14 protein-coding genes are annotated in these 15,242 nt (G+C 71.5%); 11 read left to right on the plus strand and 3 right to left on the minus strand.

Annotated features, from left to right (window positions below; genetic code table 11):
- Positions 1 to 158: 158 nt before the first annotated feature.
- On the plus strand, positions 159 to 602 hold the full coding sequence (locus ABZ260_RS30405) for a multicopper oxidase domain-containing protein (RefSeq protein ID WP_355624696.1): 444 nt from the start codon (positions 159 to 161) through the stop codon (positions 600 to 602).
- 13 nt (positions 603 to 615) lie between these two features.
- Here ABZ260_RS30405 and ABZ260_RS30410 read toward each other — a convergent pair whose 3' ends face one another.
- Positions 616 to 1,290: a GntR family transcriptional regulator gene (locus ABZ260_RS30410; RefSeq protein WP_355624698.1), complete on the minus strand. Its 675-nt coding sequence runs from the start codon at positions 1,288 to 1,290 to the stop codon at positions 616 to 618.
- Positions 1,291 to 1,363: 73 nt separating this feature from the next.
- On the opposite strand from ABZ260_RS30410, the gene ABZ260_RS30415 reads away from it, so the two are divergent.
- From ABZ260_RS30415 to ABZ260_RS30430, 4 genes are read left to right on the plus strand one after another with little or no spacing between them, the layout of a single operon-like run.
- Entirely contained in the window at positions 1,364 to 2,584 is a 1,221-nt protein-coding gene (locus ABZ260_RS30415) for a sarcosine oxidase subunit beta family protein (RefSeq protein WP_355624700.1), read from the plus strand.
- A 29-nt stretch (positions 2,585 to 2,613) separates the two neighbouring features.
- Positions 2,614 to 2,895 carry a sarcosine oxidase subunit delta gene (locus tag ABZ260_RS30420; RefSeq protein ID WP_350964908.1) on the plus strand — a complete coding sequence of 94 codons (282 nt, stop codon included), beginning with the start codon at positions 2,614 to 2,616 and terminating at the stop codon, positions 2,893 to 2,895.
- Positions 2,892 to 5,774 (plus strand): sarcosine oxidase subunit alpha family protein, encoded by a 2,883-nt coding sequence (locus ABZ260_RS30425; RefSeq protein ID WP_355624702.1) that lies wholly within the window; start codon positions 2,892 to 2,894, stop codon positions 5,772 to 5,774. The genes ABZ260_RS30420 and ABZ260_RS30425 overlap by 4 nt, the downstream gene beginning before the upstream one ends.
- Complete coding sequence (locus tag ABZ260_RS30430; protein ID WP_355624704.1) at positions 5,767 to 6,357, plus strand: sarcosine oxidase subunit gamma family protein; 591 nt, start codon at positions 5,767 to 5,769, stop codon at positions 6,355 to 6,357. Before ABZ260_RS30425 ends, ABZ260_RS30430 begins: the two co-directional genes overlap by 8 nt.
- Positions 6,358 to 6,416: 59 nt before the next feature.
- Here the strand turns inward: ABZ260_RS30430 and ABZ260_RS30435 are convergent, their stop codons facing one another.
- On the minus strand, positions 6,417 to 7,550 hold the full coding sequence (locus ABZ260_RS30435) for an AbrB family transcriptional regulator (protein ID WP_355624706.1): 1,134 nt from the start codon (positions 7,548 to 7,550) through the stop codon (positions 6,417 to 6,419).
- 243 nt (positions 7,551 to 7,793) lie between these two features.
- Here ABZ260_RS30435 and ABZ260_RS30440 point away from each other — a divergent pair, with 243 nt between their 5' ends.
- Positions 7,794 to 8,459 (plus strand): response regulator transcription factor, encoded by a 666-nt coding sequence (locus tag ABZ260_RS30440; RefSeq protein WP_355624708.1) that lies wholly within the window; start codon positions 7,794 to 7,796, stop codon positions 8,457 to 8,459.
- Entirely contained in the window at positions 8,456 to 9,769 is a 1,314-nt protein-coding gene (locus ABZ260_RS30445) for an ATP-binding protein (protein ID WP_355624710.1), read from the plus strand. The genes ABZ260_RS30440 and ABZ260_RS30445 overlap by 4 nt, the downstream gene beginning before the upstream one ends.
- Positions 9,770 to 9,820: 51 nt before the next feature.
- Here the strand turns inward: ABZ260_RS30445 and ABZ260_RS30450 are convergent, their stop codons facing one another.
- Positions 9,821 to 11,140: a HAMP domain-containing sensor histidine kinase gene (locus ABZ260_RS30450; RefSeq protein WP_355624712.1), complete on the minus strand. Its 1,320-nt coding sequence runs from the start codon at positions 11,138 to 11,140 to the stop codon at positions 9,821 to 9,823.
- Positions 11,141 to 11,207: 67 nt separating this feature from the next.
- Between ABZ260_RS30450 and ABZ260_RS30455 the strand changes: the two genes are divergently transcribed.
- The 4 genes from ABZ260_RS30455 (at position 11,208) to ABZ260_RS30470 (ending at position 15,094) form a co-directional block, all read left to right on the plus strand.
- Positions 11,208 to 12,443, plus strand: coding sequence for an MFS transporter (locus tag ABZ260_RS30455; RefSeq protein ID WP_355624714.1), 1,236 nt, complete (start codon positions 11,208 to 11,210; stop codon positions 12,441 to 12,443).
- Positions 12,440 to 12,820 (plus strand): BlaI/MecI/CopY family transcriptional regulator, encoded by a 381-nt coding sequence (locus tag ABZ260_RS30460; RefSeq protein WP_355624716.1) that lies wholly within the window; start codon positions 12,440 to 12,442, stop codon positions 12,818 to 12,820. The genes ABZ260_RS30455 and ABZ260_RS30460 overlap by 4 nt, the downstream gene beginning before the upstream one ends.
- A complete protein-coding gene (locus tag ABZ260_RS30465; RefSeq protein ID WP_355624718.1) occupies positions 12,820 to 13,692 on the plus strand; it encodes a M56 family metallopeptidase in 873 nt (290 codons plus the stop codon). The genes ABZ260_RS30460 and ABZ260_RS30465 overlap by 1 nt, the downstream gene beginning before the upstream one ends.
- A gap of 337 nt (positions 13,693 to 14,029) precedes the next feature.
- Positions 14,030 to 15,094 (plus strand): iron ABC transporter substrate-binding protein, encoded by a 1,065-nt coding sequence (locus ABZ260_RS30470; protein ID WP_355624720.1) that lies wholly within the window; start codon positions 14,030 to 14,032, stop codon positions 15,092 to 15,094.
- Positions 15,095 to 15,242 lie beyond the last annotated feature (148 nt).

Raw genomic sequence — 15,242 nt, forward strand, 5'->3', positions numbered from 1 at the left:
GTCCGTACGGGTGCCCAACGGTGGCGGGAGTCAAGGAAGGCAGGTGCCGGCCGGTCAAATATTTGGCACGCAAAGGCCCCCGTGTCCAAGGCGGCAGTTTGGCCCGTCCCGTACCGGCCGATAACGACAGACGGCAGCGCTTCACATCGGGGGGTGGGATGCGGTCTCGATGCGGTCTGTCCCGTCTCGCCGTGGTCGCGATCCTTGTCATCGCCACGGTGGTGAGCGGCTTCGCCGGTAGCCCGTCGCCGTCGCCGCCGGTTCGGGAGGGGGGCCCCACTGCGGGACCCGTCGCAACTGGTGAGCCACAGGGGGGTCCTGCGCGCGCGGCTCGTCGTGGAGAGACGGCAGGTGGAGGTGGCCGGGCACCTACTGGTACCACTCGCACGCGCATCCGACACACCAACGACTTCCAGCTGATGAGCACCAACGGGCGGCCGCACCACGCCCACAGCTGGCAGGACACCGTGAACATTCCCCCCAGGGGGCAGGTCGTCATCCGGATCCACTTCACCGACTACACCGGCAAGACCGTCCTGCACTGCCACATTCTCAACCACGAGGACGCGGGCATGATGGCGGTCCTGGAGATCGTCAAGTGATCGGGCCGGGAGGTCAGAGCAGGGCGCGGACCTCGCGTTCGAAGCCCGCGACGTGTTCGGCGGCGAGCCGGGCGGCCTGCTCCTCCTCGCCGTCGACGACGGCGCGCAGCAGCGGGCCGTGCTCTCCGACATGGCCCGCCATGCCGGGAAGCCGGTCGACGAACAGGCACCAGATCCGGGTGGCCAGGTTGTCGTAGCGGACCAGGGTGTCCTCAAGGTAGGGGTTTCCGGTGGCGGCGTACAGGGCGCGGTGCACGCGCAGGTCGAGACGCATCAGCTTCTCCGGCGGCAGGGTGGAGATGCGCTCGGGGGCCAGTTCCGCGCCGAGCTCGCCGAGTGCGATCCGGTCCGCCGGCGTGGCGCGCAGGGCAGCCTTGGCCGCGGCCACCGGCTCCAGCTGCTGCCGGACCTCGGAGATGTGGGCGAGGTCGGTGATGTTGACGTCGGTGGCGAAGGTGCCGCGGCGCGGGTAGGCGACCACGAGCCGCTCCCCCTCCAGCCGCTTCAACGCCTCGCGGACGGGTGTCCTGCCCATGTCGAGTGAGGCGGCGAGGTGATCCTCCTTGATCGGCATCCCGGGGCGAATGTCGAGCATGACGAGCCTGTCGCGGATGGTGCGGTATGCCTGCTCGGCGAGCGAGAGCGGTGACTCGTTGTCCCCGCCCCCTACGTTGACCGTCGCTCGCACCTGACGTAGGTTACCCCACTAACTGATATATCAATAGTTTTCTAGGTGGCCTCGACCCGAACGGAGCCTCGGCGTGACCACGAACCCGCTCCCCGAGCACCCCGCCCTGCTCTGGCGCAACCCGGAGCCGAAGCCGTCGTACGACGCGATCGTCGTGGGCGGCGGCGGGCACGGGCTGGCCACCGCCTACTACCTGGCCAGAAACCACGGCATCGGCAACGTGGCGGTGCTGGAGAAGGGCTGGCTGGCCGGCGGCAACATGGCCCGCAACACCACGATCATCCGCTCCAACTACCTGTGGGACGAGAGCGCCGGGATCTACGAGTTCGCGCTGAAGCAGTGGGAGCGGCTGCCCGAGGAACTGGACTACGACTTCCTGTTCAGCCAGCGGGGCGTGCTCAACCTCGCCCACACCCTCCAGGACGTCCGCGAGGCCCGCCGCCGGGTCGGCGCCAACCGGCTCAACGGCGTCGACGCGGAGTGGCTGGAGGCCGAGGAGGTGGCCGAGGTGTGCCCGATCATCAACATCTCCCCGGACGTCCGCTACCCGGTGCTGGGCGCGACGTTCCAGCCCCGGGCCGGCATCGCCAAGCACGACCACGTGGCCTGGGCCTTCGCCCGCGCCGCGGACGCGCTGGGCGTGGACCTCATCCAGAACTGCGCGGTCACCGGCTTCGTCAAGGACGGCGACCGGGTCGTCGGCGTGCGCACCACGCGGGGCACCGTCAACGCCGGGGTGGTCGGCCTGGTCGCCGCCGGTCACAGCGGCGTCCTGGCGGAGCAGGCCGGCTTCCGGCTGCCGGTCCGGTCGCAACCGCTGCAGGCACTGGTCTCCGAGCTGTACGCGCCGGTCCACCCAACCGTGGTCATGTCGAACCACGTGCACGTCTACGTCTCGCAGGCGCACAAGGGCGAGCTGGTCATGGGCGCCGGAGTGGACTCCTACAACGGCTACGGCCGGCGCGGCTCCTTCCATGTCATCGAGAAGCAGATGGCGGCGGCGATCGAACTGTTCCCGATCTTCGCCCGCGCGCACGTGCTCCGTACCTGGGGCGGCATCGTCGACGTCTCCCCCGACGCCTCGCCCATCATCGGCAGGACGCCCGTGGAGAACCTCTACGTCAACTGCGGCTGGGGGACCGGCGGTTTCAAGGCCACCCCGTCGGCCGGATGGACCATGGCCCACACCATGGCGACCGGGGAGCCGCACCCGCTGAACGCGCCGTTCTCCCTGGAGCGGTTCACCACCGGCGCCCTCATCGACGAGCACGGCGCCGCGGCCGTGGCCCACTGACCCCCGCGATCTCGCCAAGGAGCCACCGCATGCTGTTGCTGAACTGTCCCTGGTGCGGTCCACGGGACGAGACCGAGTACCACTACGGCGGGCAGGCCCACGTCCGCTACCCGCAGGCCCCGGCCGACCTGACCGACCAGGAATGGGCCGAGTACCTCTTCTTCCGCGACAACCCCGAGGGCCCCTTCGCCGAACGCTGGGTGCACAGCACCGGCTGCCGCCGCTGGTTCAACGTCGTGCGGGACACCACCAGCTACCAGGTGCTCGCCGTCTACCGGCCCACCGACCCCCGCCCGGAAGGATCGCGATGAGCGCCCAGCCCCACCGGCTCCCGTCCGGCGGCCGGATCGACCGTGACACGGTGCTCCGCCTCACCGTCGACGGCCAGGAGCTGACCGGCCACCCGGGTGACACCGTCGCCTCGGCGATGCTGGCCGCGGGCCGGCTCGACGTCGCCCCCTCGATCTACCGGGGGCGCCCGCGCGGCATCGTGGCGGCCGGTGTCGAGGAGCCGAACGCGCTGCTTGAGGTCCTCGGGCGGTGCTCGGAGTCGATGCTCCCGGCCACCACGGTCTCCCTCGTCGACGGGCTGGCCGTGCGGACGCTGTCCGGCCTGGGCCGGCTCGACCCCACCGGTGACGAGGCCGTCTACGACAAGATGTTCGCGCACACCGACGTCCTGGTCATCGGTGCCGGCCCGGCGGGGCTCGCCGCGGCCTCCGCCGCCGCCAGGTCGGGTGCCCGGGTGATCCTCCTCGACGAGCAGTCCGAGCCGGGAGGGTCGCTGCTCTCCTGCCGGGAGGAGACGGTGAACGGCTCGCCCGCGCTGGACTGGGTGCGCGAGGTCGTGGCCGAACTCGAATCCGCCCCCGAGGCGAGGGTGCTCAGCCGCACCACCGCCTTCGGCGGCTACGACGACAACTACGTCGTCGCCGTCCAGCACCGCACCGACCATCTCGGGCACCCGGCCCCCGAGGGCGTGTCCCGTCAGCGGGTCTGGCACATCCGGGCGGCGCGGGTCGTGATCGCCACCGGCGCGCACGAGCGCCCGCTGGTCTTCGCGGGCAACGACCGCCCCGGGGTGTTCCTGGCCTCGGCCGTGCGCGGCTACCTCAACCGGTACGCCGTGACGCCCTGCTCCCGCGCCGTGGTGAGCACCACCAACGACAGCGCGTACGACACGGTGACCGACCTGGTCGCGGCCGGCGTCGAGGTGGCGGCCGTGATCGACGCCCGTCCCGCCCTGTCGCCGCGCGCGGCCGAGGTCGCCGGGACCGGAGTGCGCGTCGTGCCGGGCAGCGCGGTCGTCGAGACGACCGGTACCCCGCGGGTCGACGGCGTCCTGGTCAGCGCTCTGGACGACGACGGACTGCTCAGCGGCGACGTCGAGACCATCGCGTGTGACCTGCTCGCCGTCTCCGGCGGCTGGAGCCCCGTCGTGCACCTGCACAGCCAGCGGCAGGGCGGGCTGCGCTGGGACGACGTGCTCGCGGCCTTCGTCCCCGAAGGGACCGTCCGCGACCAGCGGGTGGCCGGTTCGGCCCGGGGCACCTTCGACCTCGGTGGCTGCCTCTCGGAAGGCACCGAGGCCGGGGTCGAGGCCGCCGTGGCCGCCGGGTTCCCGGTCGAGGCCGAGGCGCCGGTGGGACGGGCGGCCACCGGCCAGTACGGGCCGGTCCGGCAGCTCTGGCTGGTGCCGGGGCGGACCGGCGAGCCGGCCGACTGGCACGAGCACTTCGTCGACCTGCAGCGCGACCAGACCGTCGCCGACATCTGGCGGGCGACCGGTGCGGGCCTGCGCGGCATCGAGCACGTGAAGCGCTACACCACGATCGGCACCGCGCACGACCAGGGCAGGACCTCCGCGGTCAACGCGATCGGCGTGATCGCCGCCGCTCTCGGCGGCACCCCCGGGGAGATCGGTACGACGTCCTACCGGGCGCCGTACACCCCGGTCTCCTTCGCGGCCCTCGCCGGGCGCGAGCGAGGCGACCTCTTCGACCCCGAACGGACCACCCCGATCCACCCCTGGCACGTCGCGCACGGCGCCAGGTTCGAGATCGTCGGGCAGTGGCTGCGCCCCCGGTACTTCCCGAGGGACGGCGAGGACATCGACGCGGCGGTCGCCCGCGAGAGCCGGGCCGCCCGGCGGGGCGTCGCGATGATGGACGCCTCCACGCTGGGCAAGATCGAGGTCTGCGGCGCCGACGCGGGCGAGTTCCTGGACCGTGTCTACACCAACGCCCACCGGAGACTGCCGGTCGGCTCCGCCAGGTACGGGGTCATGTGCAAGCCCGACGGCATGATCCTGGACGACGGCGTGAACCTGCGCCTCGACCGGAACCGCTTCCTCCTCACCACCACCACCGGCGGTGCGGCCGGTGTCCTCGACTGGCTTGAGGAGTGGCTGCAGACCGAGTGGCCCGAGCTGGACGTGTACTGCACCTCGGTGACCGAGCACTGGACGACGATCGCGGTGGTGGGCCCGAAGTCGCGGGAGGTGGTCGCGCGGGTGGCCCCGGACCTGGACGTCTCGGCCGAGGCGTTCCCGTTCATGACCTTCCGCGAGACCACGCTGGCCTTCGGTGTACCCGCCAGGATCTGCCGGATCTCCTTCTCCGGCGAGCTCGCCTACGAGATCAACGTGTCGGGCTGGTACGGCCTCGCCGTCTGGGAGCAGGTGTACGCCGCCGGGGCGGACCTCGACATCACGCCCTACGGCACCGAGACGATGCACGTGCTCCGCGCGGAGAAGGGTTACCCCATCGTCGGGCAGGACACCGACGGGACCGTCACGCCGCAGGACGCCGGCATGGACTGGGTGGTCTCGAAACGCAAGGACTTCATCGGTAACCGCTCCTACACCAGGGCGGACACCGCGCGGGCCGACCGCAGGCACCTGATCGGCCTGCTGCCGGTCGACCGGGTGACCCGGCTGCCCGAGGGCACGCAGATCATCGCGCCGGACACGCCGGTCACCCCGGAGCAGGGACCCGTCCCGATGCTCGGGCACGTCACCTCCAGCTACCACAGCGAGGCGCTCGGCCGGCCGTTCGCCCTCGCGCTCGTCGCCGGCGGCCGGGACCGGATCGGGGAGATCCTCATCGCCCACGTGGGCGACTCCCCGGTCGAGGTCCAGGTCGCCGAACCCGTGCTGTACGACCCCGAAGGGAACAGGCGTGATGGCTGAGACGGGTCCCGTCGAACTGCGGCGCAGCCCGCTGGCGCACCTGGAGGACCGGATGCGCGGTGCCCGGGGCGGGTCACTGCGGGAGCTGCCGTTCCTGACCATGGTCTCGGTCCGGGTGGCACCCGGATCCGCGGCCTTCGACCGGATCGGGGCGGCCCTGGGGACCGGCCTGCCGGAGCGGGTCGCGGACACCGCTCGGGCGGGAGCGCACACCGCCCTGTGGCTGGGCCCGGACGAATGGCTCGTGGTCTCGTCGGCCGAACCCGGCCCGCTGGTGGCGGACCTCGTCGAGGCCCTGGCGGGTGATTCCGGCACGGTGGTCGACGTGTCGGCGAACCGGACGGCTCTTGAGCTCAGCGGGACCGCGGCGCGTCAGGTGCTGGAGAAGGGCTGCCCCGCCGACCTGCATCCCCGGTCGTTCGGCCCCGGCGACGCGGTGACGACCACGCTCGGACCGGTGCCCGTGCTGCTCTGGCAGTCCGGTCCCGCGACGTACCTGATCCTGCCCCGCGCCTCCTTCGCCGACTACGTCGCCCGGTGGCTGCTCGACGCGATGACCGAGTTCGCCTCACGAGCCGGGTGACGTCGACGCGGTCGCCGCCGGCCAAGAGGATGCCGTCGGCGATCACCGGGCTCTCCCGGTCAACGTGTCGCTCCGCCGGTCCGGGACCTGTGGACGGTCAGGCGGATCAGCAGCGGTGCCAGGAACGCCATCGCGAAGAGCCGGAGGCTCTGCACGCTGGAGATCAGTGGCAGGTTCGCGTGCGCGGAGGAGGCCGTCGCCAGGACCGCGTTGATCCCGCCGGGCGTCGTGGCGAGATAGGTGTCGCCGAACGGGATGTGGGTGACGGCGGAGAGCGTCCAGGCCATGGCCGCGCACGCGGCGCTGACGGCCAGCGTGCAGGCCAACGCGGCGGGCAGGATCCGGCGCAGGCGCCGCACGGCTCGCCGGGAGAACCGCAGGCCGACATCGAGCCCGATCATGGTGAACAGCAGGGTCCGCAGCATTCCGCTGGGGGCGAATCCGCCCGCGAGGCCGGTCGCGGTGAGAACGGCGGACACCAGCATGGGGCCCATCATGGCCGGGCTGGGCAGTCTCAGGCGGGGGCCCAGCAGCACGCCGAGCAGTGCGACGGCCGCGAGCACGATCAGGCCCCACACCTGGTCGTGGCCGCTGACCAGGTGCCAGGGGCCGCCGGCACCGCCACGCGCGCCGGTGCCGGTCCCCTCCTGTGGCCGGGAGGGGATCCAGCTCAGCAGGACCGGTGTGCTCGCCACGATGAAGCCCAGCCGCAGATACTGCATGAACGCCACCAGGCGGCCGTCGGCATCGAGATCCTCGGCGGAGGCGACCGCGGCGGCCGATCCTCCAGCGATCATGCCGAGGGTGGCCGTGGCTCGATCCACTCCGCTGAGACGGGCCATGGCGAACGCGGCCGCCTGGCAGAGAAGGAGCGTCACCAGGGTCACCGCGGCCAGGGGCGCGATCGATCCGGCCACGTGGCCCAGTGCCGACAGGTCCAGGTAGGTCCCCATCAGCACGCCGAGCAGTACCTGTGAGGTTCGGTTGAGCACGGCAGGAGCGTGATCACGCATCCGGCCGGTCAGAGCGATCGCCAGCCCGAGGAGCAGTGGTATCAGCATGTGCGAGGAGGGCACGGCAGGTTCGCCCAGTTCACCGGCCACCACAGTGATCGGCAGCACCGCCGCCCACGCGACGAGCCTGGAAGCCCGGCAGGTGATGCCACGGCCGCGGGCCGTGCGTGGTGTGTTCAAGCCCTGCCGCCCTCCGCGGCGGTCATCTGGTGACGGTCAGGTGGACGACGGAGATCAGGGTGGGTTGTCACCGCGCCAGGCTGGCACGTTCCACCTGAACGTGACCTGACTGCGTTTCCGGACCGGTGATCGGCCGTCCTCGCCTCGCGGGAGCCGCCGAAAGGCGGTCTCACCTGCTGTTTTCCGCGTCGCATACGCTGAGGTAGCAAACCTGCCGACAGCAGGAAGCGAGGAAACGATCTTTTGACTCCAAGCGTCGCCATCGTCGAGGACGACCTGGCCCTGCGTGCCGGTCTGAGCCGCGGCCTGCGGGAGGAGGGGTTCGAGGTCTCCCTGTCGGTGGCCGGTGGGACCGCTCTGCTGCGCGGTCTCAAGGACCTCCCGCCCGATGTGTTCGTCATCGACATCGGCCTTCCCGACGTCGACGGCCGTGATCTCTGCCTGGCCCTGCGCGCGCGCGGCGTGCACGCGCCGGTCCTGCTGCTCACGGCGCGCGGAGGCATCACCGACCGGTTGTCGGGCTTCCACTCGGGCGCCGACGACTACCTGCCCAAGCCGTTCCACTTCGAGGAGCTGGTGCTGCGGCTGCGGGCCCTGGTACGGCGCGGAGGCAAGGTCACGGACCCGCCCTCTGGCCTGTATCTGGACCTCGCGGCACACGAGGCGCGCAATGAGGGCAGGGGTGTCGGCCTCACTCCGACGGAGTTCCGGCTGCTGGCGGCCTTGCTGGCGCACCGCGGGGAGGTCGTCCGCCGGCATTCACTGATTGCCGCGGCCTGGCCGCCGGGGGCGATCGTCCATGACAACACCTTGGACGCCTATGTCGTACGGCTTCGCCGCAAGCTCGACGGCATCGACCAGTCGTCGGCGATCACGACGGTCCGCGGCGTCGGATACTCGGTCGGGTGATCCGGCGCAGGCTCGTCGTCACCGCGACCGCGGCACTCGCCGCCGCCCTCGTGGTTTTGACCGTGGGCTTCTACACGGTGCTCTCCCGGCAACTGGAAAAGGGCGCCGACGGTGTCCTCCGGGCGCGGGCCGGAGCGGCGGCGGCCACGGTGACGACCTTCCAGGGTCGGCTGAGGGTCAACGAGACACCATTCGACGAGGTTCTCGACAGTGGGGTGTGGGTGTTCGACGCCGGCGGTGTTCCGGTCAGCACACCGCCGGTACCCGGCCCCCTGGACTCCTCCGCTCAAAAGCTCAGCGCGGTCTCCCGCCCCACCTTCCGCGATGCCGGCGACGACGTGCGGATGCTGGCGGTACCGCTGCACGACCCTCCGACGCCGGACGCGGTCGTGGTGGTCGCCCTTTCCCTGATCCCGTACCAGGATGCCGAGCGGACCGCGCTGATCGGCGCGTTGGTCTTCGACATGCTGGTCCTCGGGCTCAGCGCCCTGCTCGTCCGGCGCTCGGTGACACAGGCCCTGCGGCCTGTCGCGCAGATGACCGCCCAGGCGGCCAAGTGGTCCGAACGGGACCTTGATCGCAGATTCGGCCTCGGCCCGCCCCGTGACGAGCTGACGGGCCTCGCCTCGACCTTGGACGGCCTGCTCGGCCGGCTCTCCGCGGCGCTCCGTCACGAAAAGCGGGTCACCGCCGAGATCGCCCACGAACTGCGCACCCCGCTCACCCGGCTACGGCTGGAAACGGAGGTGGCTCTCCGCCGGGATCGCTCGGCCGCCGAGCTCCAGGCCGTGCTGCGGCGTGTTCTCGACGGGACCGACCGGATGACCGCGGCCCTCGACACCCTGATCGGCCTGGCGCAGCAGAGCATAGATCCCTCCGCGGGCACGGCCGCGGCCGTTGACGTGGCGGCGGACGTGCTGCGGGCCTGCCGGGCGCGGGGGCGTGAGATCCAGCTCGATCTGGAGTGCGCCGCCGGACTGGTCGTCGGCTGTGATCGGGAGGTGGTCCTGCGCATGCTCCAGCCGTTACTGGACAACGCGCTGCGGTACGGCCGTTCGGCGGTGCTGCTCCGCGTCTCGCGATCCGGGAACGACGCGGTGTTCGCCATCAGCGACGACGGCCCCGGATTCGGCGCCGGCGAGCTTGAGGCCGTCCTCGGTCCAGGAACACAGGGACGGGCGGCCGCGTCCGGCGAGGGCGCCGGGCTGGGCCTCGCGCTGGCCCGCAGGCTTGCGGAGGCGGCCGGCGGCACGCTGACCCCCAAGGTGTCCCGGGGTGGTCTGGTCGAACTGCGCCTTCCGGTGGCCTGAGCTCACGTCACCGTGCGGTTCGTGGCTCCGGGCCGGGCGTCGCCGGGTTCGTCAGGTGCTCCTCGAAGGCGACAGCAGCAGGCTGAAGATCGGCGGCGAACCACGGCGCAGGACCAGCCGTCCCGCCTCGGCCTCGGCCAGGGAGCGGGCGAGTGCCAGGCCGAGGCCGTGTCCGTCACCCGCGGAGGCGCGGCGCACGAACGGGTCGCTTTCCTCCGGGACGCCGGGCCCCTGGTCGGAGACCTCGATGGCGAGCGCGTCTCCGATTTCGACGACGCCGACGCGGACCTTCCCCGCCCCGTGGACGAGCGCGTTGTCGACGAGCACCCGCAGGATCTGCCGTACGGCGGGGAGCGAGGCGACCACCGGGGGCAACTCACCCGGCAGGTCGATGGTCAGCCGGCGGCCTTGTGCGGCGAGCCTGCCGTGCCAGTCGGAACGGACCTCCTCCAGCAGGGCGGCCACGTCGAGGGGTTCGGAGGCGGTGCGCGTGTCGCGGGCCAGCCGTACCAGGTCGTCGATGATGGTGTGGAGGCGCCGGCCGCGCTGGACGGCGACGGCGATGGCCCGGGTCAGGTCGGCGCCGGGCCGGATGAGGGCCGATTCCAGGCCGAGGAGCAGGCCGGTGAGCTGGGTGCGCAACTGGTGGGAGACGTCGGCGCTGAAGGAGCGCTCGCGGTCGAGGACTTCGCCGAGGCGGTGCGCGGTGGCCGCCAGCGCCTGCCCGGCGGCGTCGGCCTCGATGATGGCCGAGCGGAGCGGCCTGATGGAGAAGTCACCCTCACCCAGTGCCTGGGCGGCCCTGGTCAACTGCTCCAGCGGAGCCGCCAGGCGAGCCGACTGGCGCAGTGCGAAGGCGGCGGCGAGCGCGACGGCGAGGGTGGCGAGAGCGGCCATCAGCAGCCATGCGAGATGGATCCGGTCCTCGACCCCGTCGTACGGTGTGGCGACCCGCACGACCCCGAGCTGGGTCTCGTCGGTGGGGATCGGCGCGGAGGCGACGAGGAATCCGGCCTCGACGCCCTCGTGGGGGTGCCCCTCGACGGCGGCGGCCACCAGGCCGGAGACGGCGGGGCCGCCGCCGTGCAGGAGGTGGCCGGAGGTGGAGTAGACGCCGACCGTGAGACCGGCGGGCACGCCGGTCGGCAGGGTGATCGCCCGGGCGCCGTTCTCGACGTCGTCGTCGGGGATGGCGGCGGCGATCCAGGTGGCGTCACGGCTGAGCGCGTTCATGGTCTCGCTGCGGTAGAGATGGCTGACCGCGATGGCGAGTGGCACCGCGAACAGGGTGACCGTGAACGCCGCCACGACGGTGATCGCGACGAGCACGCGTCGGCGCAACGAAGCCGGTCGCGGCGGGGTCGAGGGCATCGGGCCAGGCTCCCAAGCCGAAGGTAAACGTCGCGCTAACCTTACCTTTCGTATCGTCTTCGTCACTATGAGTAACGAAAATCTCGTGCGGCTGCTGCTGCTCAACCAGTTCACGATCAAGCTCGGTTTCAACATGCTGATGCCGTACCTGGCTTTCCACCTGACCCACCAGCTCGATTTGGCAGCCTGGGTGGTCGGCCTGGTGATGGGGGTGCGCAACGCGAGCCAGCGCGGAATGGCGCTGGTCGGCGGCTACCTGGCGGATCGGCTGGGGGGCCGTGTCACGGTGCTGGCCGGATGCGCTCTTCGTGCGGCCGGCTTCGCGCTGCTCGGCTTCGCCGACGGCGTCTGCGCGCTGGTGGTGGCGTCGGTGGCGACCGGGTTCGCCGGGGCCCTGTTCGATCCGGGGGTGCGCTCGTTGCTGGCCGTCGCCGCCGCGGACCGGCGGGTGCGGGTGTTCGGCTGGTTCAACATGGCAGGGCAGGCGGGGCTGCTGCTCGGCCCGCTGGCCGGGCTGGCCATGTCGGGGCTGGACTTCCACGTCGTGGCGCTGGTCGCGGCCGGGGTGTTCGTGCTGCTGACCGTCCTGCAGGGGGTCGGGCTTCCGGCCGTCTCACCCGAGCTTCGCCGGGAACGCCGGGGATGGCGGATCGTGCTGGGCAACCGGTCCTTCTGGTACTTCTCGCTGGCGATGTCGGGGGCGTACCTGCTGTCCTTCCAGGTCTACCTGACGCTGCCGCTGGCCATGGGCCGGGTGCTGGGCGCGCAGCGCGATCTGGGCGTCGGGGAGATGTTCGCGCTGTCGGCGCTCCTCGTCATCACCCTGCAGGGGCGCGTCACCGCGTGGGCGGCCCGCACGATGACCGCGCCTCGCGCCATGAGCGCCGGGCTCACCGTGATGGGGCTGGCCTTCGTCCCGCTCGTGGCCTGGCCCGGTCCCGTCCCGCACGTGGCGGTGGCCGACGAGGGCCTCGCCGGGCAGGCGGCCATGGCCCCGATGCTGGTCGCGGCCGCGCTCCTCGCGCTCGGCACCATGCTGATCTGCCCGTTCGAGATGGAGGTGATCGTCGCGATGTCCGGCGGACGGCTGGTCGCCACCCACTACGGGCTGTACGCCACCCTGTCGGGCATCGGGGTCACGGTCGGCAGCGTGCTGACCGGCACGCTGTGGGACGCCGCCGGACGGTGGGGCCTGGCCTGGCTGCCCTGGGCCATCCTGATCGTGATCGGGTGGGGCTGCGCGCTGGCGATGACGCTGCTCGCTTCCAGGCCGGTGGCGGGGGCCGCTATGGTCGTCCGATGAGCTCTCGCCGATCCCCGGGGGTCCTGGAAGCGGAGATCCTCACCGTGCTTCATGAGGCGTCCGGCGCCCTGTCACCGGGGGAGGTACGTGACCTGCTCAGCGGCAACGGGGGTGGCGAGCTCTCCTACAGTGCCGTGGTGACCACCCTGACCAGGCTGCACGACAAGGGCGTCGTGACGCGTGAGCGGTCCGGGCGGGCCTACCGCTATGCCGCGCCCGCCGACCCCTCGGGGCTGGTCGCCTGGCGGATGAGACGATTGCTCGACGCCGAGGCCGACCACGCACCCGCCCTGACGCATTTCATCTCCGGGCTCTCGGCCGGAGACGAGGAACTGGTCCGGCGACTGCTGCTGGGGCAAGACGAGAGCGAAACCTGATGATCGACCATTTCCTGCTGTCAACGCTCGTGGCTCCCGTGGCACTGGTCGTCTCAATGGCGGTGCTGGTCGACCGGCAACATCCGGCACCGGCGGCGGTGGCCTTCGTATCCTCAGCCGTCGTGGTCGCGGCCGCGAGTGCGGTGAGCGTGGCGGCTGTCTCGATCCATGCCCTCCTGGTCCTCATCCGAGGTGATCTGCTGGAATGGCCGTACTGGATCGCCCTGGCCTTCCTGGTGATCGCCGTCGCGAGCTTCGCCGGCGGCGCCCGGCGGGAGCGGCGGTCGCTGTGCGCCGCTCGTGAGCAGGCCGCCGCCCTTCCCGGTGGTGACGTCGTGGTGGTGGCCGAGAAGCGACCGGCTGCCTTCACCCTCCCCGGGCGGCCGGGCCGGATCGTGGTGACCCAGGGCATGCTGGACGCTCTCGGCGAGGAGAGTCACGCGGTGGTCATGGCGCACGAGCACGCCCATCTGAGCGGCCATCATCACCGATGGCTGCTGGCCAGCCGGTTGGCCGTGGCGGCGCACCCCTTTCTGTGGCAGGTTCGTCACCTGGCGGGATACATGATCGAGCGCTGGGCCGACGAGCGGGCCGCCGAGCAGACCGGTGACCGCAGGGCGACGGCCCGGGCGATCGGTGAGGCGGCCCTGCTGTCCCCCGGCGGTGAGATGCCGTCCGGGGCGGTGCCGTTCCTGGGCCTTCGAGGTCCCGGGCCCGTCCCGCGCCGGATCGCCGCCCTGCTCAAACCACTGCCCAGCCCGCGCGGCGCGTTCCTGCTCGCGGTTCCCGTCCTGGTGGCGGCGGGATCGGTGGTGTGGACCGGAGAGGCCATCGTCGATCTGACGCAGTCCGGCGGTCCCTGCGAGCAGTGAACCTCAGCGGCGTCGACACCCGCCGCTGACTCCGCCCAGGCCGGTATGGCGATGACACACTCGTCCTCCCGCCGACGCCGGAAGTGATCGACCCGTTGCGCGCGGGCGGGTGCGCTCCTCGCCTCGCCTCGTACCACGTGCGTAGCCGGGAACCTCCCCTGAGGCCGCGTGTCGCGAACGCATGACCGGCTGCGCGTGGCGTCACCACGTCGCCGACCAGGCCCCTTACCGTGGCCGGCCCTGGCCCTGCGGCGAACACTTAGGTTAGGCTCTGCTAACTTCTACAGCGATGTAGCTGTAATCGGGAATTCTTCTCCATGACCGAAGGAGCACCACGGTGCCGACGTTCCTCCCCAAAACCGTGCTCGCGCTGGCCGCCACCGGTGTTCTCGTCCTCGGGCTGGCCGCCTGCGGTGGAGAGTCCGCGGACACCACCGGGGCCGCTGCCGGCCCGACGGCCGACAAGAAGATCACCGTCTACAGCGGGCGCAGCGAGTCGCTGGTCAAGCCCTTGCTGGACAAGTTCACCGCGCAGAGCGGCATCGCCGTCGAGGCCCGCTACGCCAACACCGCGGCCATGGCCGCCCAGCTCCTCGAAGAGGGGGAGAAGTCACCGGCGGACGCCTTCTTCGCCCAGGACGCCGGCGCGCTCGGCGCCGTGGCCAAGAAGGGCATGTTCGCGCCGCTCCCGGCCACCGTGCTCGACAAGGTGCCGGCGACCTACCGCGCCAAGAGCGGGGAATGGGTCGGTGTCACCGCCCGCTCGCGGGTGCTGGCCTACAACCCCGACCTGGTCCCCGCCGCCCAGCTGCCCGCCTCGGTGTTCGACCTCACCGATCCGGCCTGGAAGGGCAAGGTCGGGGTGGCCCCGACCAACGCGTCCTTCCAGGCGTTCGTCACCGCTGTGACGGTGCAGCACGGAGAGGCCAAGGCCAAGGAGTTCCTGGCCGGGCTCAAGGCCAACGACCCGCAGATCCGTGAGGGCAACGGCCCCATCCTGGAGGAGGTCGACTCCGGCAAGCTCGCCGTCGGCCTGATCAACCACTACTACCTGGGCGAGCTGGCCAAGGAGAGGGGTAAGACGCCTGACACGCTCACCGCCAAGCTGCACTTCTTCCCCGACGGCGACAGCGGCGCCCTGGTCAACGTGGCGGGCGTCGGCGTGCTGAAGAAGGCCGCCCAGAATCCTGACGTGCAGGCATTCGTCACCTACCTGCTCGGCGCCGAGGCACAGAAGTACTTCGCCGAGGAGACCTACGAGTACCCGGTCCTGGCCGACGCCGCACCGCCCGCGGGAGTGCCCGCTCTGGACGAGCTGAAGGTTCCCTCGGTCGACCTGAACGACCTCGACCAGCTTGAGGCGACGATCGCGCTCATCAAGGAATCGGGACTGGTCCCCTGAGAGCGTCACCGCTCTGTGCGAGGCGGGGCGCGGGCGGGGGGGGGCCCACCCCCCCGGCCCCCGCGTCGCGGGTGGCGGAATACAACCCCAGAAAAACAACAAAAAGATAAGGGGGGCGTGGGGTCTCGGCGAAGATGTGCGCGACAGC

Source organism: Streptosporangium sp. NPDC006013, from assembly GCF_040614275.1.
Classification (GTDB): Bacteria; Actinomycetota; Actinomycetes; order Streptosporangiales; family Streptosporangiaceae; genus Streptosporangium.

Coding starts and splice junctions, on each gene's coding strand:
- ABZ260_RS30405 (WP_355624696.1), top strand. CDS start 159: ATGCGGTCTCGATGCGGTCTGTCCCGTCTCGCCGTGGTCGCGATCCTT.
- ABZ260_RS30420 (WP_350964908.1), top strand. CDS start 2,614: ATGCTGTTGCTGAACTGTCCCTGGTGCGGTCCACGGGACGAGACCGAG.
- ABZ260_RS30425 (WP_355624702.1), top strand. CDS start 2,892: ATGAGCGCCCAGCCCCACCGGCTCCCGTCCGGCGGCCGGATCGACCGT.
- ABZ260_RS30430 (WP_355624704.1), top strand. CDS start 5,767: ATGGCTGAGACGGGTCCCGTCGAACTGCGGCGCAGCCCGCTGGCGCAC.
- ABZ260_RS30450 (WP_355624712.1), bottom strand. CDS start 11,140: ATGCCCTCGACCCCGCCGCGACCGGCTTCGTTGCGCCGACGCGTGCTC.
- ABZ260_RS30455 (WP_355624714.1), top strand. CDS start 11,208: ATGAGTAACGAAAATCTCGTGCGGCTGCTGCTGCTCAACCAGTTCACG.
- ABZ260_RS30460 (WP_355624716.1), top strand. CDS start 12,440: ATGAGCTCTCGCCGATCCCCGGGGGTCCTGGAAGCGGAGATCCTCACC.
- ABZ260_RS30465 (WP_355624718.1), top strand. CDS start 12,820: ATGATCGACCATTTCCTGCTGTCAACGCTCGTGGCTCCCGTGGCACTG.